The 20,665-nt window shown below is 58.6% G+C and carries 21 protein-coding genes and 1 pseudogene; 14 read left to right on the top strand and 8 right to left on the bottom strand.

The window, feature by feature from the left end; translation table 11 throughout:
* Window positions 1-25: 25 nt before the first annotated feature.
* On the bottom strand, window positions 26-2,455 hold the full coding sequence (hrpB, locus tag HMPREF3140_RS10250) for an ATP-dependent helicase HrpB (RefSeq protein ID WP_023302300.1): 2,430 nt from the start codon (window positions 2,453-2,455) through the stop codon (window positions 26-28).
* A 72-nt stretch (window positions 2,456-2,527) separates the two neighbouring features.
* Here hrpB and thpR point away from each other — a divergent pair, with 72 nt between their 5' ends.
* The 9 genes from thpR to panD all read left to right on the top strand — a co-directional run bounded on the left by thpR (window position 2,528) and on the right by panD (window position 9,523).
* The gene (thpR, locus tag HMPREF3140_RS10245; protein WP_004177389.1) at window positions 2,528-3,064 is read left to right on the top strand and encodes an RNA 2',3'-cyclic phosphodiesterase; all 537 of its coding nucleotides are present in this window, start codon (window positions 2,528-2,530) and stop codon (window positions 3,062-3,064) included.
* Window positions 3,064-3,780, top strand: coding sequence for a DNA/RNA nuclease SfsA (sfsA, locus tag HMPREF3140_RS10240; protein WP_004177390.1), 717 nt, complete (start codon window positions 3,064-3,066; stop codon window positions 3,778-3,780). The genes thpR and sfsA overlap by 1 nt, the downstream gene beginning before the upstream one ends.
* 162 nt (window positions 3,781-3,942) lie before the next feature.
* Complete coding sequence (gene dksA / locus HMPREF3140_RS10235; RefSeq protein WP_002888845.1) at window positions 3,943-4,398, top strand: RNA polymerase-binding protein DksA; 456 nt, start codon at window positions 3,943-3,945, stop codon at window positions 4,396-4,398.
* A 59-nt stretch (window positions 4,399-4,457) separates the two neighbouring features.
* Window positions 4,458-5,339, top strand: a complete 882-nt coding sequence (gene gluQRS / locus HMPREF3140_RS10230; RefSeq protein WP_004145903.1) for a tRNA glutamyl-Q(34) synthetase GluQRS — start codon at window positions 4,458-4,460, stop codon at window positions 5,337-5,339.
* Window positions 5,340-5,401: 62 nt separating this feature from the next.
* Entirely contained in the window at window positions 5,402-6,796 is a 1,395-nt protein-coding gene (gene pcnB, locus HMPREF3140_RS10225) for a polynucleotide adenylyltransferase PcnB (RefSeq protein WP_071526609.1), read from the top strand.
* On the top strand, window positions 6,793-7,272 hold the full coding sequence (folK, locus tag HMPREF3140_RS10220; protein ID WP_012737407.1) for a 2-amino-4-hydroxy-6-hydroxymethyldihydropteridine diphosphokinase: 480 nt from the start codon (window positions 6,793-6,795) through the stop codon (window positions 7,270-7,272). The genes pcnB and folK overlap by 4 nt, the downstream gene beginning before the upstream one ends.
* Before the next feature lie 120 nt (window positions 7,273-7,392).
* Window positions 7,393-8,184: a 3-methyl-2-oxobutanoate hydroxymethyltransferase gene (panB, locus tag HMPREF3140_RS10215; RefSeq protein WP_070552976.1), complete on the top strand. Its 792-nt coding sequence runs from the start codon at window positions 7,393-7,395 to the stop codon at window positions 8,182-8,184.
* An 11-nt stretch (window positions 8,185-8,195) separates the two neighbouring features.
* On the top strand, window positions 8,196-9,050 hold the full coding sequence (gene panC, locus HMPREF3140_RS10210) for a pantoate--beta-alanine ligase (RefSeq protein ID WP_002888835.1): 855 nt from the start codon (window positions 8,196-8,198) through the stop codon (window positions 9,048-9,050).
* 92 nt (window positions 9,051-9,142) lie between these two features.
* On the top strand, window positions 9,143-9,523 hold the full coding sequence (gene panD / locus HMPREF3140_RS10205) for an aspartate 1-decarboxylase (RefSeq protein WP_002888834.1): 381 nt from the start codon (window positions 9,143-9,145) through the stop codon (window positions 9,521-9,523).
* A 35-nt stretch (window positions 9,524-9,558) separates the two neighbouring features.
* Here the strand turns inward: panD and HMPREF3140_RS10200 are convergent, their stop codons facing one another.
* The 4 genes from HMPREF3140_RS10200 to HMPREF3140_RS10185 all read right to left on the bottom strand — a co-directional run bounded on the left by HMPREF3140_RS10200 (window position 9,559) and on the right by HMPREF3140_RS10185 (window position 13,127).
* Window positions 9,559-10,812, bottom strand: coding sequence for a polysaccharide deacetylase family protein (locus tag HMPREF3140_RS10200; protein ID WP_004145907.1), 1,254 nt, complete (start codon window positions 10,810-10,812; stop codon window positions 9,559-9,561).
* Between the two features lie 58 nt (window positions 10,813-10,870).
* Entirely contained in the window at window positions 10,871-11,311 is a 441-nt protein-coding gene (locus HMPREF3140_RS10195; protein ID WP_004177394.1) for a PTS sugar transporter subunit IIA, read from the bottom strand.
* Between the two features lie 122 nt (window positions 11,312-11,433).
* Window positions 11,434-12,204: an ABC transporter permease gene (locus HMPREF3140_RS10190; protein ID WP_002888827.1), complete on the bottom strand. Its 771-nt coding sequence runs from the start codon at window positions 12,202-12,204 to the stop codon at window positions 11,434-11,436.
* Window positions 12,201-13,127 (bottom strand): ABC transporter ATP-binding protein, encoded by a 927-nt coding sequence (locus HMPREF3140_RS10185; RefSeq protein WP_002888823.1) that lies wholly within the window; start codon window positions 13,125-13,127, stop codon window positions 12,201-12,203. The genes HMPREF3140_RS10190 and HMPREF3140_RS10185 overlap by 4 nt, the downstream gene beginning before the upstream one ends.
* Before the next feature lie 184 nt (window positions 13,128-13,311).
* Here HMPREF3140_RS10185 and can point away from each other — a divergent pair, with 184 nt between their 5' ends.
* Complete coding sequence (gene can / locus HMPREF3140_RS10180) at window positions 13,312-13,974, top strand: carbonate dehydratase (RefSeq protein WP_002888821.1); 663 nt, start codon at window positions 13,312-13,314, stop codon at window positions 13,972-13,974.
* Between the two features lie 59 nt (window positions 13,975-14,033).
* On the opposite strand, the gene hpt is transcribed toward can, so the two are convergent.
* The gene (gene hpt, locus HMPREF3140_RS10175) at window positions 14,034-14,570 is read right to left on the bottom strand and encodes a hypoxanthine phosphoribosyltransferase (RefSeq protein ID WP_002888819.1); all 537 of its coding nucleotides are present in this window, start codon (window positions 14,568-14,570) and stop codon (window positions 14,034-14,036) included.
* A gap of 4 nt (window positions 14,571-14,574) precedes the next feature.
* A complete protein-coding gene (locus tag HMPREF3140_RS28715) occupies window positions 14,575-14,694 on the bottom strand; it encodes a hypothetical protein (RefSeq protein ID WP_012542835.1) in 120 nt (39 codons plus the stop codon).
* 80 nt (window positions 14,695-14,774) lie between these two features.
* Between HMPREF3140_RS28715 and HMPREF3140_RS10165 the strand changes: the two genes are divergently transcribed.
* Window positions 14,775-17,165, top strand: coding sequence for a glucose/quinate/shikimate family membrane-bound PQQ-dependent dehydrogenase (locus HMPREF3140_RS10165; protein ID WP_002888816.1), 2,391 nt, complete (start codon window positions 14,775-14,777; stop codon window positions 17,163-17,165).
* An 83-nt stretch (window positions 17,166-17,248) separates the two neighbouring features.
* Here HMPREF3140_RS10165 and cueO read toward each other — a convergent pair whose 3' ends face one another.
* Window positions 17,249-18,847: a multicopper oxidase CueO gene (gene cueO, locus HMPREF3140_RS10160; protein WP_004147105.1), complete on the bottom strand. Its 1,599-nt coding sequence runs from the start codon at window positions 18,845-18,847 to the stop codon at window positions 17,249-17,251.
* 145 nt (window positions 18,848-18,992) lie between these two features.
* On the opposite strand from cueO, the gene HMPREF3140_RS10155 reads away from it, so the two are divergent.
* From HMPREF3140_RS10155 to HMPREF3140_RS29635, 3 genes and pseudogenes are all read left to right on the top strand, one after another.
* A complete protein-coding gene (locus HMPREF3140_RS10155; RefSeq protein ID WP_002888808.1) occupies window positions 18,993-19,340 on the top strand; it encodes a YacC family pilotin-like protein in 348 nt (115 codons plus the stop codon).
* Between the two features lie 247 nt (window positions 19,341-19,587).
* Window positions 19,588-19,998 carry a hypothetical protein gene (locus tag HMPREF3140_RS10150; protein WP_004145917.1) on the top strand — a complete coding sequence of 137 codons (411 nt, stop codon included), beginning with the start codon at window positions 19,588-19,590 and terminating at the stop codon, window positions 19,996-19,998.
* 581 nt (window positions 19,999-20,579) lie between these two features.
* A pseudogene (locus tag HMPREF3140_RS29635) lies at window positions 20,580-20,665 on the top strand (peptidylprolyl isomerase); the annotation flags it as partial.

Raw genomic sequence — 20,665 nt, 5'->3', positions numbered from 1 at the left:
GCAGGATGCCGCCCGGCAGCGGCGGCTACGAGTATTTTTTGCTGCGGCGGGTCGGGGCGGCGTTGGCCGGATCGTCCGGCCAGACGTGCTTCGGATAGCGTCCCTTCATCTCTTTCTGCACCTCGCGGTAGCTCCCTTGCCAGAAGGCGCTCAGATCGCGGGTGATCTGCAGCGGACGCTGGGCAGGCGACAGCAGCTCCAGCACCAGCGGCACCCGCCCCTCGGCGATCACCGGCGTCGTGGCCTCGCCGAACATCTCCTGCATACGCACCGCCAGCGCTGGCGGGTTCTCCGCATGGTATCGGATCGCCAGGCGGCTGCCGGTCGGCACGGTATAGTGCGTCGGCAGCTCGCGATCCAGCTTCTGGCGCAGCGGCCATGGCAGCCAGTCCTGTAGCGCCTGACGCAGATCCAGCGCCTTCAGCGCCCGCAGGGAATGAACGCCGTTCATCTGCGGCAGCAGCCATGCCTCCAGCGAGGCCAGCAGCGAAGCGTCATCCACTGCGGGCCATGCCTCTTCCGGCAGCCACTGCGCCGCACAGTGCAGCCGCAGGCGCAGCTGCTCAGCCTCTGGCGTCCAGTTGAGCACCCCGAGGCCTTTCTCACGAATACCGTTGAGCATCGCCTGATGCAGTTCTGCCTCAGAGGGCTTCGCCAGCGGCTGGGTCTTGATCACCAACTGGCCGATCACCGTCCGCCGCCAGGCTTTTAGCGTCCCCTGCGCTTCATCCCACTCCACCGTGTCGGAACTTTTCGCCAGTTCAGGGCGGGCGGCGATCAGCTCGCCGATTTCCACTGGCAGAGCCAACAGCATGCGGGCATCCGGCGAAGCGCTACCCTGCAGCAGCAGCGGAGCGATAAGCCATTCATGACGGCCCAGCGCGTCGTCGGCGTCCAGCATCGCGCCCATGCCGTTCGCCAGCTGGTAGCGCCCCTCCTGACCGCGGCGGCGGGCGATGCGATCGGCGAAGGCCGACGCCAGCAGCCCCGCCATTAGCCCGGCATCGGGCTGGCCGCCTCGGCGGGCCAGGCGTTTCATCAGCTGCTGCGCTCGCTGCTGCCAGTTGGCCTGCTGACGGGAAAAGACGGCCCCCAAATCCACCAGTCCGCCGCGCGGCGGCTCCTCGAGGATCGCCGCCAGCTTTGCCGCTGTCGCCGCCTCGTCATCGGTCTGCGCGGCGGCCAGCATCGCCGCCAGCCGCGGCTCGTTGCCAAGCGCTGCCATTTTGCGGCCAAACGCCGACAGCCGCTCGCCGTCCAGCGCCGACAGCGCCTCCAGCAGGCGACGCGCGGCGGCCAGATTGACCGCGGGCGGCTGATCCAGCCAGGCCAGCGCGGCCGGATCGTGGCAGCCCCACTGCAGCAGCTCCAGCAACAGCGCCGACAGATCGCTGTGCAGGATCTCCGGCTCGCTCTGCGCCGCCGCCCGTTCCGCCTGTTCTTTGCCGAGCAAATGCAGGCAGATCCCCGGGGAGAGACGACCGGCGCGTCCGGCACGCTGCGTCATCGATGCCTGGCTGATGCGCTGCGTCACCAGCCGGGTCAGGCCGGTACGCGGGTCAAAGCGGGCGACCCGCTCCTGGGCGCTGTCGACCACCAGGCGGATCCCCTCGATGGTCAAACTGGTCTCGGCAATATTGGTGGCCAGCACCACTTTGCGCTTCCCGGCCGGCGCCGGGAGGATCGCTTTGCGCTGTTCGCTTAAGGGCAACGCGCCATACAGCGGGCAGAGAATGACATCCTCCGCCACGCGCTCCGTCAGCTGTTCCAGAACGCGCTGGATCTCGCCGACGCCGGGCAGAAACAGCAGCATCGATCCCTGTTCATGCCGCAGGAGCTCCGCCGCCGCTACCGCCACCGCCTCATCAAAACGCTGGTGCGCGGAGAGCGGGCTGAAGCGACGCTCCACCGGATAAGCGCGCCCCTCCGAGACCACCACCGGCGCCTCCGGCAGCAGACGCTGCAGGCGATCGTTATCGAGGGTCGCCGACATGATCAGCAGCTTGAGATCGTCACGTAACCCCTGCTGGACGTCGAGCAGCAGGGCCAGGGCCAGATCAGCCTGCAGGCTGCGCTCGTGAAACTCATCGAGGATCACCAGCCCCACGCCCGTCAGCTCCGGATCGCGCTGGATCATGCGCGTCAGGATCCCCTCCGTAACCACCTCCAGGCGGGTCTGCGGTCCGACGCAGGTTTCGGCGCGCATGCGGAAACCCACGGTCTCCCCCGGCTTTTCGCCAAGCAGTTCAGCCAGCCGCTGCGCGACATTACGCGCCGCCAGGCGCCTCGGCTCGAGCAGGATAATGCGTCCCGCGATGTTGCCCTCGGCGAGGATCTGCAGCGGCAGCCAGGTCGACTTCCCGGCGCCGGTCGGCGCGTTGAGCAAAACCTGCGGCGCATGCTGCAGGGCGGATAACAGTTCTGGAAGGACAGCGGCAACCGGCAATGAGGACACAAAAGGCTCCGGGGGTTAACATTCAGGGGTTCGCATTGTAGCATCCCCCTAATTCATTACCGAGTCTCTATCATGTCTGAGCCGAAAAGGCTGTTTTTTGCGCTTGAACTGCCGTCTGCCGTCCAGAAGCAAATTGTCCAGTGGCGGGCAACGCACTTCCCCGAAGATGCCGGCAGGCCCGTCGCGGCGGATAATCTTCATCTGACGCTGGCGTTTCTCGGCGAGGTGAGCGCGGAAAAACAGCGGGCGCTGGCCGCTCTCGCTGGTCGCCTGCGCCAGCCGGGCTTTACCCTGACGCTGGACGATGCCGGACAGTGGCTACGTTCGCGAGTGGTGTGGCTCGGAACCCGCCAGCCGCCGCGCGGCCTGCTGCAGCTCGCCAGCATGTTGCGCGCTCAGGCGGCGCGCAGCGGCTGCTATCAGAGCCCGCAGCCGTTTCACCCGCATATTACCCTGTGGCGCGATGCTCGCCAGGCGGTGCCGATCCCGGCCCCCGGCTTTCGCTGGACGTTTCCGGTGAACGAGTTCGTGCTCTATGAGTCCAGCTTTAGCCGGGGGCGCACGCGCTACACGGCGCTGGAACGTTATCCGTTTGATAAGGAAAGTTGATGCAGTTTGATCCGCCGTTGCAGCCCGCCATTTTGCTTAAACGTTACAAACGATTTCTTGCTGACGTGGTCACCCCCGATGGCCGCGAGCTGACGCTCCACTGCCCGAATACCGGGGCGATGACCGGCTGCGCCGTCCCGGGCGACACCGTCTGGTATTCCACCTCGGACAATGCGAAGCGCAAATATGCCCACACTTGGGAATTAACTGAAACCCAGCAGGGCGCAGTTATTTGCGTCAATACGCTGCGCGCGAATTCTTTGGCGAAAGAGGCGATTTCCGCCGGAATAATTCCTGAACTTTCAGGCTATAACCAGCTGAAAAGCGAAGTGAAATATGGCGAAGAGAATAGCCGTATCGATATTATGTTACAGGCAGATGACCGACAAAACTGCTATATTGAAGTGAAATCGGTTACGTTGGCGGAGAAAGAATACGGTTATTTTCCCGATGCGGTGACCACGCGCGGTCAGAAGCATCTGCGGGAACTGATGGCCGTCGCGGCAAATGGCGACCGCGCGGTGATTTTATTTGCCGTCCTGCATTCGGCAATTGACCGTTTTTCTCCCGCGCATCATATTGATGCCAGATACGCACAGCTGTTAACAGAAGCCCAGGACAAGGGGGTGGAAATTCTCGCCTGGAAAGCGGAACTTTCTACGACGAGGATGACTCTGAATAAGCCGATCGCCGTGGTGTTAAACCCCGGTAAATAAGTGGCTAAATAGTGTTCGGGTCGCAAGCGCGAATACGCTTTTCTTCACAGGGTTGTCAAGTGTAACGTTTAGATAATTGCTATCCGGAAAAGCATCTGCTATTTATAGCGGCCTGATTTTCCCCCACATGGGGATCGATAGTGCGTGTTAAGGAGAAGCAACATGCAAGAAGGGCAAAACCGTAAAACATCGTCCCTGAGTATTCTCGCCATCGCTGGGGTGGAGCCGTACCAAGAGAAACCGGGCGAAGAGTATATGAACGAAGCCCAGCTGGCGCACTTCAAGCGTATTCTTGAAGCATGGCGTAATCAACTCAGGGATGAAGTGGATCGCACCGTATCGCACATGCAGGATGAAGCAGCTAACTTCCCGGACCCGGTAGACCGTGCCGCCCAGGAAGAAGAGTTCAGCCTGGAGCTGCGTAACCGCGACCGCGAACGTAAACTGATCAAAAAGATCGAGAAAACGCTGAAAAAAGTTGAAGACGAAGACTTCGGCTACTGCGAATCCTGCGGCGTGGAGATCGGCATTCGCCGTCTGGAAGCGCGTCCGACAGCGGATCTGTGCATTGACTGCAAAACCCTGGCGGAAATTCGCGAAAAACAGATGGCGGGCTAATCCCCTGCTGCCTCACTCTCTGGCGGGAGTCTCTCCCGCCTGGTTCTGTTGTCCGTACCATGACTGACTCACGCTATATAGGGCGCTTCGCCCCCTCCCCCTCCGGCGAACTCCACTTCGGCTCTCTGATCGCCGCGCTCGGCAGCTACCTGCAAGCCCGCGCGAACCAGGGTATCTGGCGTGTTCGTATTGAAGATATCGACCCGCCGCGCGAAGTCCCCGGTGCCGCCGATACCATCCTGCGCCAGCTTGACCACTACGGTCTGCACTGGGATGGCGACGTGCTGTGGCAGTCGCAACGGCACGAAGCCTACCGCGAGGCGCTGACGTGGCTGGGCGAGCAAGGGCTGAGCTATTACTGCACTTGCACCCGCGCGCGGATCCACGCCGTGGGCGGGATCTACGACGGCCACTGCCGCGATCTCGGGCTGGGGGCGGAAAACGCCGCGCTGCGCCTGCGCCAAACCCGTCCGGTGCTGCAGTTTAGCGACCGTCTGCGCGGCACGCTCATCGCCAATGAGCCGCTGGCGCGTGAGGATTTTATTATCCACCGTCGCGACGGGCTGTTCGCCTACAACCTGGCGGTGGTGGTCGACGACCACTTTCAGGGGATCACCGAGATTGTCCGCGGCGCAGACCTGATTGAGCCGACGGTGCGGCAGATTTCGCTGTATCAGCATTTTGGCTGGCAGGCGCCGGATTACCTCCATCTGCCGCTGGCTCTCAATGGCGACGGCAATAAACTCTCTAAACAAAACCACGCGCCGGCGCTGCCGGAAGGCGATCCGCGCCCCGAAATCGTCCGGGCGCTCCGCTTTCTGAATCAGGCGATCCCCGAGGAGTGGCAGGCCCTGAGCATCGATGATTTACTCGCCCAGGCCGTCGCCAACTGGCAGCCGGCGAAAATCGAGCATTCTCAAATGGCTCCCGCTGAGCTATGATTAGCCGCTATTTTTACACTGTACAGTTGATCTGAAGTCCGTCTGACACTACGAGGTGCACCATTTTTACCCGAGTCGCTAATTTTTGCCGTAAGGTGCTAAGCCGTGAGGAGCGCGAGGCAGAAGCCGCCGTCGAACCAACGCCTATGACGGTGATCCCGCGTGAGCAGCATGCTATTTCCCGCAAAGATATCAGTGAAAACGCCCTCAAGGTCATGTACCGCCTCAACAAGGCGGGCTACGAATCCTGGCTGGTCGGCGGCGGCGTCCGCGACCTGCTGCTTGGCAAAAAGCCAAAAGATTTTGACGTTACCACCAACGCCACGCCGGATCAGGTACGCAAGCTGTTCCGCAACTGCCGTCTGGTTGGGCGACGTTTCCGCCTGGCGCATGTGATGTTCGGGCCGGAAATCATTGAGGTCGCCACCTTCCGTGGCCATCACGAAGGGCATACCACCGATCGCGTCACCTCCCAGCGGGGCCAGAACGGCATGCTGCTGCGCGATAACATCTTCGGCTCGATCGAGGAGGATGCCCAGCGTCGCGACTTCACTATCAACAGCCTCTATTACAGCGTGGCGGACTTTACCGTTCGCGACTACGTCGGCGGCATGAAGGATCTGCAGGACGGCGTGATCCGTCTGATCGGCAACCCGGAAACCCGCTATCGCGAGGATCCAGTGCGCATGCTGCGCGCGGTGCGCTTTGCCGCCAAGCTCAATATGACCATCAGCCCGGAAACGGCTGAACCGCTGCCGCGCCTGGCCGCCCTGCTCCACGATGTGCCGCCGGCGCGTCTGTTCGAAGAAGTGCTTAAGCTGCTGCAGGCCGGGTATGGCTACCAGACCTACATGCTGCTGCGGGAATACAGCCTGTTCCAGCCGCTGTTCCCGACCATCACCCGCTACTTTACCGAGCGCGGCGACAGCCCGATGGAGCGGATCATCAGCCAGGTGCTGAAGAATACCGATACCCGCATTCATAACGATATGCGCGTCAATCCGGCCTTCCTCTTCGCGGTGATGTTCTGGTATCCGCTGCTGGAGACGGCGCAAAAAATCGCTCAGGAGAGCGGCCTGGCGTACTACGACGCCTTCGCCCTGGCGATGAACGATGTGCTGGACGAAGCCTGCCGTACGCTGGCGATCCCTAAGCGCATCACCACCCTTATTCGTGATATCTGGCAGCTGCAGCTGCGCATGTCCCGTCGTCAGGGCAAACGCGCCTGGAAGCTGATGGAGCATCCGAAATTCCGCGCCGCCTATGACCTGCTGGAGCTACGCGCCGGCGCCGAGAACAACCACGAACTGCAGCGCCTGACCAAATGGTGGGGCGAATTCCAGGTCGCCGCGCCGCCGGCGCAAAAAGATATGCTCAACGACCTCGGGGACGATCCGGCGCCGCGCCGTCGTCACCGTCGTCCGCGCAAGCGCGCGCCGCGCCAGGGTAGCGCATGACTCTGGTCTATATCGCTCTTGGCAGCAACCTTGCTTCTCCACTGGAGCAGGCGCAGGCGGCTATCCGCGCCCTGGGCGAAATTCCGCACAGCCGCGTGGTCGCCGTCTCTTCGTTCTACCGCACGCCGCCGCTGGGCCCGCAGGATCAGCCGGACTATCTCAACGCCGCCGTTGCGCTGGAAACCGCCCTGCCCCCCGAGACGCTGCTCGATCATACTCAGCGCATCGAACTGCAGCAGGGGCGAGTGCGCAAAGCCGAACGCTGGGGGCCGCGCACGCTGGACCTCGATATCATGCTGTTTGGCGATGCTGTCATTAACAGCGAGCGCCTGACCGTTCCGCACTACGATATGAAAAACCGCGGCTTTATGCTCTGGCCGCTGTTCGAGATCGCCCCGGACCTTCACTTTCCTGACGGCCTGGCGCTGCGCGCCGTGCTGGATAATCTCGGCGCGGAAAAGCCCGCCAGCTGGTAATCCCCTCTCCCTTTTTTAGCATTTGCGGCGATCGTCGTAATCGGTTGCCCAAAATCATTGCCCCTCTGAATGCTGCTGTTAGAATGCCGGTTAATATGACTTTCATCATCAGGAAATGTTATGAAACCGACCACCATTGCCCTGCTGCAGAAATGCAAACAGGAAAAGAAGCGCTTTGCCACCATTACCGCCTACGATCACAGCTTCGCGAAGCTGTTCGCCGATGAAGGCATAAATGTGCTGCTGGTAGGCGACTCGCTGGGAATGACGGTGCAGGGTCACGACTCCACCCTGCCGGTTACCGTGGAAGATATCGCCTATCACCCCCGCGCCGTCCGCCGCGGCGCGCCAAACAGCCTGCTGCTTGCCGACCTGCCGTTCATGGCCTATGCCACCCCCGAGCAGACCTTTGCAAATGCCGCCATCGTGATGCGCGCTGGCGCCAATATGGTCAAACTCGAGGGCGGCGCCTGGCTGGCCGACACCGTGAGGATGCTGGCGGAGCGCGCGGTGCCGGTTTGCGGCCATCTTGGCCTGACGCCGCAGTCGGTGAACGTATTCGGTGGGTATAAAGTGCAGGGTCGCGGCGATGCGGCGCAGACCCTGTTTGAAGACGCGTTAGCGCTGGAGGCGGCGGGTGCGCAGCTGTTGGTCCTGGAGTGCGTGCCGGTTGAACTGGCGAAGCGCATCACCGACGCTCTGACCATTCCAGTGATCGGCATCGGCGCGGGCAATGTCACCGACGGGCAAATCCTCGTGATGCATGACGCTTTCGGCATTACCGGCGGCCACATTCCTAAATTTGCCAAGAATTTCCTTGCCGAAGCGGGCGACATCCGCGCCGCGGTGCGGCAGTATATTGCCGAAGTCGAATCCGGAGTCTATCCGGGCGAAGAACACAGTTTCCATTAAGGAGTCTTGTTGTGCTGATTATTGAATCCGTACTGCTGCTGCGGCAGCATATCCGCCGTCTGCGTCAGGAAGGTAAGCGTATCGCGTTGGTCCCGACGATGGGCAACCTGCATGATGGTCATATGAAGCTGGTTGATGAAGCCAAAGCCAGTGCGGACGTGGTGGTGGTCAGTATTTTCGTCAATCCGATGCAGTTTGACCGCGTCGACGACCTGGCGCGCTACCCGCGCACCTTACAGGATGATTGCGAAAAGCTGAACAAACGTCATGTCGACTTTGTCTTCGCGCCGACGCCGGCGGAAGTGTACCCCCAGGGTACTGAAGGCCAGACCTACGTCGACGTTCCGGGATTATCCACCATGCTCGAAGGCGCCAGCCGCCCGGGCCATTTCCGCGGCGTGTCGACCATCGTCAGTAAGCTGTTCAACCTTGTTCAACCAGACGTCGCCTGCTTCGGCGAGAAAGACTTCCAGCAGTTGGCGCTGATCCGCAAGATGGTCGCCGACATGGGCTACGACATTGAGATCATCGGCGTGCCGATCGTCCGCGCGAAAGATGGCCTGGCGCTGAGTTCGCGTAACGGCTACCTGACCGCCGACCAGCGCAAAATCGCGCCTGGTCTGTATAAAGTGCTGAGCGCGGTGGCGGAAAAGCTGGCCGCCGGCGATCGCCAGCTCGATGAGATCATCGCTATCGCTGAACAGGAGCTGAATGAGAAAGGCTTCCGCGCCGACGACATTCAGATCCGCGATGCCGACACCCTGCTTGAGCTGACCGATGCCAGCCAGCGCGCGGTGATCCTGATGGCCGCCTGGCTGGGGCAGGCTCGCCTGATCGACAACCGGATCGTCACGCTCGCTCAGTAGACAGCGGGTAAAAATCGGGCAATACTGCCCGGGCTTTTCTCAGGGCGGGCGCCGTGTCCGCTCTGCTACATTAAGGTTGAAGGGTAGAAGTTATGATGCGTAATATGCTGCAGGGCAAGCTCCACCGCGTAAAAGTCACGCAGGCGGACCTGCACTATGAAGGTTCTTGCGCCATTGACCAGGACTTCCTGGATGCGGCCGGTATTCTGGAGAATGAAACTATTCACCTCTGGAACGTCACCAACGGCAACCGTTTCTCCACCTACGCCATTGCCGCCGAGCGGGGCTCCCGGATCATCTCCGTTAACGGCGCCGCCGCGCACTGCGCCAGCGTCGGCGATATTTTGATCATCGCCAGCTTCGTTACCATGTCGGACGAAGAGGCGCGCAGCTGGCAGCCTAACATCGCCTACTTCGAAGGCGACAACGAAATGAAGCGCCAGGCGAAAGCTATTCCGGTACAGGTCGCCTGATGGCCGCGACGCTGCGCTCAGGCGCAGCGTCGGTATTACCCCTGCGGCTGGTTACTGATCAGCCGCGACATCGTCTCCAGCGAATCCGTGCGTAAGATATATAACCGCTTTAACAGAAACGGATTGTCCCCCGGCTTCACCTTCCCACGCACCGTCGTTACCGCCATATGAAACCCGGCGTCATTCGCCGCCTGCACCGCCGTAGCGTTATAGCCACCGAAGGGATAGGAAAGGTAGAGAACGTGCGGATTAAACTGGCTCAGCGCCCGGCGCGAGCGGGCGAAATCAAACAGAATATTATGGTAATTGCGACTGAATAAAATCGGCCGCCGGCCGGCGTCAACCCGATGCAGGAAGTGAGTATGCGACTGAATATCAAAGACGTCCTGGATCTGGCGTAGCTCGGAAATGCTCATAAACTGCAGGGATTTCGGATCCCACTTCTGCGGATGGCGCTTAATACGCGAGGAGATAATAAACGCGGTGGCATGGAAACCGTACTGTTTCAGCACCGGATAGGCGTAGCGGTTCACCGATTTCAAGCCATCATCGAAAGTGATCGCCACCGCCCGCGCCGGGAGATTGATTTTATTACGCACATAGCCTTCCAGCTGATACAGGGTCAGCGTGGTATAGCCCTGATCGCGCAGCCAGGTCATCTGATTCGTGAAGGCGCGAACCGAGGTGGTGGTCGACGTATGACGAAAACGGGTGTTCTCTTCATCGCGCAGAATATGGTGATAGGTCAGCACGGGAATACCGTGATCCTCCTGCGCGTCCAGACTACTGACCCACGCCAGCCGGTCGCCAATGCGGATCTGAAACCAGGTCTGATTGAGCCGGTCCTTCAGCTTGCTGAGGATCGGATAGCGCAGATTGTTGGCCAGCGTGCCGAACGGCGCGCTGCTTACCGAGGGAGCGTCATAGAGCGGTGTATCTTTCCAGGTGAGTAAATTTTGGTTACTCAGCGGTTTATTAAGATCCCCCAAACGGTCCTCCACCCGCTGCTTGCCCTGCACCGGCTCGAGATGCCCTTTATCAATAAACCCGGTGCCAAAGCCGAAACGAAACTCATAGTAGTCAGCCGCCGTCGGGACGACTGCGAGGATCTGCCCGGCACGAACATTGCCGACGCTGACCACATGGTTTCCCACCTGCGCCCAGATGACCGCGTCTTCGGTGGTTTGCATATAGCGCACAGCCTTGCCCTGCTGGCTAAGCAGGCTGGCGGAGGCGCTGAGTGAGGTCAGGAAAAGAAGCAGGGTCAAAAATCGGGCAAGCATACGCATCAAACCGTTATACCATCAACGGCGGTTATTGTAACAAAAGCGGTATCTGTCCCGCTGCTTAATTTCCCCAGGCATCATGGCGCAACCGGAACGGGGGGTTCTTCTGCTGCTGATGCCACAGGCTGCTCACCATCGGCCCGCCCGCGCTGACGATCGCCTGGCGAAACGCCACGCTGCTTAACGTGCCTCGCAGGAGATACATTCGCTCAAGGAGTGGATAGCTGACGCCGGAGATCACTTCGCAGTGGGTATGTTTGTGACTCATCAGCGCCGCGGCCCGATAAGGCGCCGCACCGGTTTTGTCAGTGAGAAAAATGACCCCGTCCCCGGAGTCGGTGGCATGCAGCGCATCGCACATCATCCGGCTCAACATATTGCTGCTGAGATTGCGCCAGTAATTGACCGCCCGGCACTGGGCCAGCGGACCAAACTTTTGTTCAAGACGATCCAGCATCTCCTGCGCCAGCTCATCGTGACAGGTAATGACCCATCCGAGCATGCTTCCCTCCTTAGCCAGCGAATAATGTAGCAAGGTGAAGATGACGTATCGGTGATGGGAGTCAAAGATAAGCGGTTAGCGCTTCGCATATTTACTTCAGGAAGCGCTAACCATGATGAGTATCAGCTACGCAGGCCGCGACCGCGCTGAATTAACGACCAGCACAGCAGATAGAAGGCGACAATGAACACCACCAGCACGGCGAAGGTGGTCGCCAGCGGGACGTCGTTGATACCGAGGAAGCCGAAGCGAAAACCGCTGATCATGTAGACGATGGGGTTCAGATGCGACAGCCCCTGCCAGAACGGCGGCAGCAGGGTCAGCGAGTAGAACACCCCGCCGAGATAGGTCAGCGGCGTCAGCACAAAGGTCGGGATCAGGCTAATGTCATCAAAGGTCTTGGCAAACACCGCGTTCAGCAGCCCGGCCAACGAGAACAGCACCGCGGTGAGGAGCAGCGTCAGGGCGACAAACAGCCAGGAGTGAACCTGGAACGGCACAAAGAATAGCGACACCGCGGTCACCAGGATACCTACGCACAGTCCTCGCGCTACCCCGCCGCCCACGTAGCCGGCGATAATCACATGCGTCGGCACTGGCGCCACCAGCAGCTCTTCAATATTGCGCTGAAACTTGGCGCTGAAGAAGGATGAAGCGACGTTGGCGTAAGCGTTAGTGATCACCGCCATCATGATCAGGCCCGGGACGATAAACTGCATATAGGTAAAACCATGCATCTCACCAATACGCGAGCCGATCAGGTTGCCAAAGATCACGAAATACAGGGTCATGGTGATCACCGGCGGCACCAGCGTCTGCACCCAGATGCGCATAAAACGGTGGATCTCTTTGGTCCAGATGCTTTTCAGCGCGACCCAATAAAGCTGCATCATGCTGATTCTCCTTTTCGCTCATGCACCAGCGTGACAAACAGCTCTTCCAGACGGTTGGCTTTGTTACGCATACTCAGTACCTGCACCCCCTGGGCGCTCAGCTGCGCGAAGACGCTGTTAATTCCCTGCTCACGCAGAACCTCCACTTCCAGCGTCGAGGTATCGACCAGCTGGTACTGGTAGCCTTCGAGCTTCGGCACCGGGCTTTTTGGCGCGAGGTCAAGAATAAAGGTCTCTGACTTCAGCTTCGACAGCAGCGCTTTCATCGAGGTGTTTTCCACCAGCTCGCCGTGCTGGATGATGCCGATGTTGCGACATAGCATTTCGGCCTCTTCGAGATAGTGGGTGGTCAGGATAATGGTGGTTCCGCGATCGTTGAGATCCTTGAGAAAGCCCCACATCGAGCGACGCAGTTCAATATCGACGCCGGCGGTCGGTTCGTCGAGGATCAGCAGCTTCGGCTCATGCATCAACGCGCGGGCGATCATCAGGCGACGCTTCATCCCGCCGGAGAGCATCCTCGCGCGTTCGTTGCGTTTTTCCCACAGGTCGAGCTGTTTTAAATACTTTTCACTGCGGGAAAGGGCTTCTTTACGCTCAACGCCGTAGTAGCCCGCCTGGTTAACGACGATCTGCTGCACGGTTTCGAACGGGTTGAAGTTAAACTCCTGCGGCACCAGGCCAAGCTGGCGCTTGGCATTGACGACGTCTTTCTCCAGATCGTAGCCAAAGACATTGACCTGACCAGAGGTTTTGTTCACCAGCGAGCTGATGATGCCGATGGTCGTGGATTTTCCGGCCCCGTTCGGGCCCAGCAGGGCATAAAAATCCCCCGCTTCGACCTGCAGGTCGATCCCCCGCAGCGCCTGAACCCCGCCGGGATAGGTTTTTTTGAGCTGTTTTAATTCCAGAGCAATGGTCATTAAATATCTCTTCTCGTGTCGTGACACGTCATTAACCCGCCTGACTCACGTTTGCGCTGGACCGGCGCTGACGCCGCCAACGCATCTGCAGCCTGAAGTATCACGGGTTAAGATGGTTTTAAAAAAGGTGAGCTTACCCTATATTAGCGCAACGCACTTACTTGGTTACAGGCCGATAACGTCCATGAATGATATAGATACACTCATCAGCAACAATGCACTATGGTCAAAAATGCTGGTGGAAGAGGACCCCGGCTTTTTTGAGAAACTGTCGCAGACGCAGAAACCGCGCTTCCTGTGGATTGGCTGTTCGGACAGCCGCGTTCCCGCTGAGCGACTCACCGGCCTGGAGCCTGGCGAACTGTTCGTGCATCGTAACGTAGCGAACCTGGTGATCCACACCGATCTCAATTGTCTGTCGGTGGTGCAGTATGCCGTCGATGTCCTGGAAGTCGAGCACATTATTATCTGCGGACACTACGGCTGCGGCGGCGTGCAGGCGGCGGTGGAGAACCCGGAGCTGGGGCTTATCGACAACTGGCTGCTGCATATCCGCGATATCTGGTTTAAGCACAGCTCGCTGCTCGGTGAAATGCCAGAGGAGCGCCGTCTGGATACCCTTTGTGAACTGAACGTGATGGAACAGGTGTACAATCTGGGACATTCGACGATTATGCAATCCGCGTGGAAGCGCGGACAGAAGGTGACCATCCACGGCTGGGCTTACGGGATTCACGACGGACTGCTGCGCGATCTGGATGTCACCGCTGTGAGCAGGGAAACCCTCGAACAGCGCTATCGCCACGGGATCTCCAACCTCAAGATCAAGCACATCAACCACAGATAGCCTTCAGACTTCGCCACTCTGGAGAGCGCGGCGCGCGCTGTCCAGAGTGGGATATCCCCTTACTCGTCCAGCAGGGTGACTTTGCCGATATACGGCAGATGGCGGTAGCGCTGAGCATAGTCGATACCGTAGCCCACCACGAACTCATCCGGAATCGCGAAACCGACGTATTCAACCGGGACGTTCACTTCGCGGCGGCTGGGTTTATCAAGTAGCGTACAAATGGCCAGCGATTTCGGCTCGCGCAGGCTGAGGATTTCGCGAACTTTAGACAGGGTATTGCCGGAGTCGATGATGTCTTCCACGATCAGAACGTCTTTACCACGGATGTCTTCATCCAGATCTTTAAGGATTTTCACATCACGAGTGGTGGACATGCCGCTGCCGTAGCTGGAGGCGGTCATAAAATCGACTTCATGCGGCACCTGCACTTCACGGCACAGGTCGGCCATGAACATAAACGAGCCGCGCAGCAGCCCCACCAGCACCATTTCGCTGCCGCTGTTCTGATAATGTTCGTTGATTTGACGACCCAGTTCCGCGATACGCGCTTTGATCTCGGATTCCGGGATCATCACTTCTACAGTATGTTTCATAATACTAACCATTTGATTCTAAATATAAATCATCAAAGCCGCTGCTTTCGCCCCGACGATGACCGGCAAGCCATCCAGTATACCAGCAAAAAGAAATCTTCGGTGCAGGGATTAATAAAGCCATATTTGTGATTCCGATCACACTTGTTAAATCCTATAATTAATTGCAGTTAAAAAATTTAACAAACACATGAGTAACTTTTTATGGCTGAAACAAAGTCTCAACAATCAAGGCTCCTGGTGACGCTGACTGCGCTATTTGCAGCGTTCTGCGGCCTCTATCTATTAATCGGCGGGGCATGGCTGGTCGTGCTTGGCGGCTCCTGGTACTACCCTATCGCCGGGCTGGTGATGCTGGGCGTGACCGTAATGCTGTTCCGCGGCAAGCGCGCTGCGCTGTGGCTGTACGCCGCGCTGCTGCTGGCGACCATGATCTGGGGCGTCTGGGAAGTTGGTTTCGACTTCTGGGCGTTGACGCCGCGTAGCGATATCCTCGTCTTCTTTGGCATCTGGCTGATCCTGCCCTTTGTCTGGCGTCGTCTGCCGGTGCCTTCCGCTGGCGCCGTTGGCGCGCTGGTCGTCGCCCTGCTGATCAGCGGCGGCATGCTGACCTGGGCTGGTTTTAACGACCCGCAGGAAGTCAACGGCACCCTGAGCGCCGACGCTACGCCGGCCGCACCGATTTCCACCGTCGCCGACGGCGACTGGCCGGCCTATGGCCGTAACCAGGAAGGCCAGCGCTTCTCCCCGCTGAAGCAGATTAACGCCGATAACGTGAAGAACCTGAAGGAAGCCTGGGTGTTCCGCACCGGCGACCTGAAACAGCCGAACGATCCGGGTGAAATCACTAACGAAGTGACGCCGATTAAAGTCGGCGATACGCTCTTCCTGTGTACCGCTCACCAGCGCCTGTTTGCGCTGGACGCCGCCACCGGTAAAGAGAAGTGGCATTTTGACCCGCAGCTGAACGCCGATCCGTCGTTCCAGCACGTCACCTGCCGCGGTGTTTCTTATCACGAAGCGAAAGCGGATAACGCCCCTGCCGACGTCGTCGCCGACTGTCCGCGCCGCATTATCCTGCCGGTGAACGATGGTCGCCTGTTCGCGGTAAACGCCGACAACGGTAAGCTGTGCGAAACCTTTGCTAATAAAGGTATTCTCAATCTGCAGACCAACATGCCGGTCACCACGCCGGGCATGTATGAACCCACTTCACCGCCGATCATCACCGATAAAACCATCGTGATTGCCGGCGCGGTCACCGATAACTTCTCTACCCGCGAGCCGTCAGGCGTGATCCGCGGCTTTGATGTGAATACCGGTAAACTGCTGTGGGCCTTCGATCCGGGTGCGAAAGATCCGAACGCCATCCCGAGCGATGAACATCACTTCACGCTCAACTCGCCGAACTCATGGGCGCCTGCCGCCTACGACGCTAAGCTGGATCTGGTCTATCTGCCGATGGGCGTGACCACTCCGGACATCTGGGGCGGCAACCGTACGCCGGAGCAAGAGCGTTATGCCAGCTCGATTGTGGCACTGAACGCCACCACCGGTAAGCTGGCCTGGAGCTATCAGACCGTCCATCACGATCTGTGGGATATGGACATGCCTTCCCAGCCGACGCTGGCTGATATTGAGGTCAACGGCAAAACCGTACCGGTCATCTATGCCCCGGCGAAAACCGGCAACATCTTCGTGCTGGATCGTCGTAACGGCGAGCTGGTGGTCCCGGCGCCGGAAAAACCAGTACCGCAGGGCGCTGCCAAAGGTGATTACGTTACCAAAACCCAGCCCTTCTCCGATCTGAGCTTCCGTCCGAAGAAAGATCTGACCGGCGCGGACATGTGGGGCGCCACTATGTTCGACCAGCTGGTGTGCCGCGTGATCTTCCACCAGCTGCGCTATGAAGGTATCTTCACCCCGCCGTCTGAGCAGGGCACCCTCGTCTTCCCGGGTAACCTGGGGATGTTTGAATGGGGCGGTATCTCCGTCGATCCGAACCGTCAGGTGGCTATCGCCAACCCGATGGCGCTGCCTTTCGTCTCAAAACTGATCCCGCGCGGGCCAGGCAATCCGATGGAGCCGCCGAAAGATGCGAAAGGCTCTGGTACCGAGTCCGGCGTGCAGCCGCAGTACGGCGTCCCGTACGGCGTAACGCTGAACCCGTTCCTGTCGCCGTTCGGCCTGCCGTGCAAACAGCCGGCCTGGGGGTATATCTCCGCCCTGGATCTGAAAACCAACGAAGTGGTATGGAAAAAACGTATCGGTACTCCGCAGGACAGCCTGCCGTTCCCGATGCCGGTTAAACTGCCGTTTACCATGGGGATGCCGATGCTGGGCGGTCCGATCTCCACGGCCGGTAACGTCCTGTTCATCGGCGCGACTGCAGATAACTACCTGCGCGCGTACAATATGAGCAACGGCGAGAAGCTGTGGGAAGCCCGTCTGCCAGCCGGCGGTCAGGCGACTCCGATGACCTACGAAGTGAATGGCAAACAGTATGTTGTCATCTCTGCCGGCGGTCACGGCTCGTTCGGTACCAAAATGGGCGATTATATTGTCGCCTATGCGCTCCCGGATGACGCCAAATAAAACGCAAAACGGCAACGAAAGTTGCCGTTTTTTTTGGTGTTCCGTTCTTCTTCCCGTAGGGGATGGCAGCAGGTCGCAGAGACTTAAACCGTGAACCCCAACATCATCCCGGTGTCTTCATGTTCCAGCAGGTGGCAGTGGGCCATATAGGCAAACTCCTTCGGCGCCGGATGATCAAACTTCACTAATACTTCACTCACGTCCCCTTCCACACGAACGGTGTCTTTCCAGCCGCGACGATGCGCCGCTGGCGGCTTGCCGTTTTCGCTGAGGATACGGAACTGGGTGCCGTGGATATGGAACGGATGCAACATCATGTCGCCCTTACCAGAAATCACCCAGCGCTCATACTGGCCTCTGGCGGCGGCAAACATCGGCTCATTCATGTCGAAGGCTTTGCCGTTGATGCGGTTGGCGTTATGGAAATCAAAGCCCTCGCCTGACGACATGCCATGCTCCATGCCGGATCCGTGGTTCATGCTCATGTCGCCGTGATGCATATTCCCCATGTCGCTCATGTCGCCATGCCCCATCATGCCGTGATCCATTCCGGCCATCGCCTGGTCGCCATACTTCTCCATCAGCGCCTGCATGCCCATCCGGTCGAGCATCGGATCCATCGACAGCTGGAGCTGACGCTGCGTCAGCCCCGTCAGGGACGGTAACGCCGGGAGAGCGGCCAGAGTATCCAGCAGCTTGCCGGAGGCGGGAATGACCAGCGGCTGGACGCGCAGTACCGGCTGTGGTTTATCAAAAGGCGCAATCGCCATGCCCATCTGGCTCACCGGCAGGGTCACCAGATCGAAAGGTTTACCGTCGCTGGTGTCCACCAGCACCTCAAAGCGTTCCCCCATCAAGACCGGCAATTCATCGACCTTGACCGGCTCGGCCAACAGACCGCCATCGCTAGCCACTACGTACAGCGGGCGCTTATCGCTGGTGGCAAAATTGAGGGAACGGGCATTACAGCCGTTCAGCAAGCGCAGGCGCAGCCAGCCGCGCGGCGCGGCATGTTCGGGATAGAGGGCCCCATTGGTCAGTAGCGTATCGCCAAACCAGCCGACGGCGGCGCTCATCACATCCAGCTGATAGTCGATCTCGCCGGCGGCGGTGAACTTCTTATCCTGGACGATCACCGGCACATCATCGATTCCCCACTGCTTAGGCAGCAGCAGGCGCCCGCTCTCTTCATCCTCGATCAGCACCAGGCCGGCCAGGCCCATCGCCACCTGCCGGCCGGTGCTCCCATGCTGATGCGGATGAAACCAGCAGGTCGCCGCCCGCTGCGTTGGCGTGAAGCTTACCGTGCGGGTGGCACCCGGCGCGATAACCCCCTGTGGCCCCCCGTCGACCTCGCCCGGTACCTCCAGACCATGCCAGTGCAGCGTGGTCTCTTCCGCCAGCTGGTTAGTAATATCCACCGTGACGGTCTTCCCCTGCGTCAACTGCAGCGCAGGGCCCAGCAGCGACCCGTTGTAGCCCCAGGTAGTGGCATTCAGGGCGCCAAACCGCGTTTTGCCCGCCTGGATCCTGAGCGCGATGCGGTTGCGCGCATCGGCGGCTAACAGCGACGGTATCGGCAGAGCCGGGCGACTGGCGGCAAAGACCGCCCGGCTCCATAACGGCAATGCGCTGGCCATGCCGACCGCGGCGGTCAGTTTGAGGAAGTCTCGACGTTGCATATTCACATCCTTTTATTCTGCGGGCGAATATTTGAGCTTAAACCCTACCGTAACGGGAAGGTCAAGCAGAAGAGTAAGAATAAAGATCGGCGCTGTGTAAAGAAGTATGCTAATTTGAAGCGTCGGTGATCTAATGGTAGAAAAAATGAAGACGCTTTTCAGAACAATGGTACTCGGCAGCCTGCTTGCTCTCTCCGCCAACAGCTACGCGCTCAGCGAATCCGAAGCGGAAGATATGGCTGATTTAACCGCGGTTTTTGTGTTTCTGAAAAACGACTGTGGCTACCAGAACCTGCCCAACACGCAGATCCGTCGCGCGCTGGTGTTCTTTGCCCAACAGAACCAGTGGGACCTGAGCAACTATGACAGCTACAACATGAAAGCGCTTGGCGAAGACAGCTATCGCGATCTTAGCGGCATTAACATTCCGACGGCGAAAAAATGTAAAGCGCTGGCCCGCGATTCGCTCAGCCTGCTGGCTTACGTTAAATAATTCCCTGCGCGGGCGGCAACGCTCCGCGCCTTTAGCATTTCATTTTCCCCCTTTAAATATTTATATTTATTATTGTATATAAACAAACTTTATTTAATTGCGAACCTATCAATTTGCCAAATAAAGTAAACTCATAATAATGAAGAATGACTAAAAAACTAACAAAATATCATTATTCATATATTGCAAAATAAAAAGCACCCTTCTAGAATCCGGTAAAAATATACCTACTTCATGGACTGAAATTGTGAATATCTCGCTGACTCTTCGTGTTATCCCACTCGCCGCGCTGTTAGTAGCCGGCTGTAGCAATACCTCTTCCCGCCAGCCGGTTAAACCGATCGCCACGCCGCTGACGTCACAGCAGCAGGCAGAGCAGGAGCGGGCGGCCAGCGAACAAGCGCGCATTGAATCCTGTCGCCAGGCGCTGGATTCGCTAAAAGAGGTTAACCCACAGCAAGCCACTAAACTCAGCAATGACTTTAACGCTTTAGTGCGCGCGGCGTCACAATACAATAGCGTGCGCGAGAAAGTGGCGGATCCTACCCGGCTTGGCATTGACTCCATGTATCAGTTTAAATCCATCAAACTGTGCGCCGATATCCAGAAAACGCTGATCGATAGCCTGGTACAGCGTGGTGAAAGCAAACAGCCATGAACAGAGCCGCCACGCTGACCCTCAACGCGCCCCTGCTGATGCTCGTCGCTGCGCTGGCGCTTTCAACCCCCTTCACCGCCGGCGCCGCGCCGGCCTTTCTTGATTACGCCCAACAGCAAACCCAGCAATCTCAGGCGCAAGAAAAAAACGATGCCGCAAGCGCAAAACAAACACAAGAAAGCCGCCAGAGCGCAGATAATAAAAAAACCGGTACCAGCACCTCACAATTACAAAAAAGAATCACCAGCCAGCAGGCGGCGATTGCACAAAAAGATAAGCTTATACAGCAATTAAAAAAACAGCTTGCCGCTACGCCGCAAACGGATACTGCCGGAGCGAATGAGCAAGCGGCGTTGAATAAGAGAATTAATGAATTACAGGTCGCCTTAAGCGCCGCTACTGCAGAAAAAGAGGCATTAATAAAAAAAGCAGGCGTTGTGCAGAATAATAATCTACAGCAAAGCCAGGCCGCGGCGCGTCAGCAGATCCAGCAATTAACGACGCAGATTCAGCAAGCCGAAGCTGAAAATAAACGCCTCAGCGCCAGCTTTACCACGCTTAATAAAGATAAACACGCGCTAATGACCCAACTGGCCGCAACGGAAAAAGAGAAACAGGCCGCTCTTGAGCAGGTCAAAGCGCTTAACGCTGACAAACAGCCGCTGAC

Origin of the sequence: Klebsiella sp. HMSC16A12, from assembly GCF_001808265.1 — a bacterium.
Lineage (GTDB): Bacteria > Pseudomonadota > Gammaproteobacteria > Enterobacterales > Enterobacteriaceae > Klebsiella > Klebsiella pneumoniae.
The sequence above is the reverse complement of the archived record's forward strand: the minus strand, read 5'-3'. Positions and strand labels throughout refer to the sequence as shown.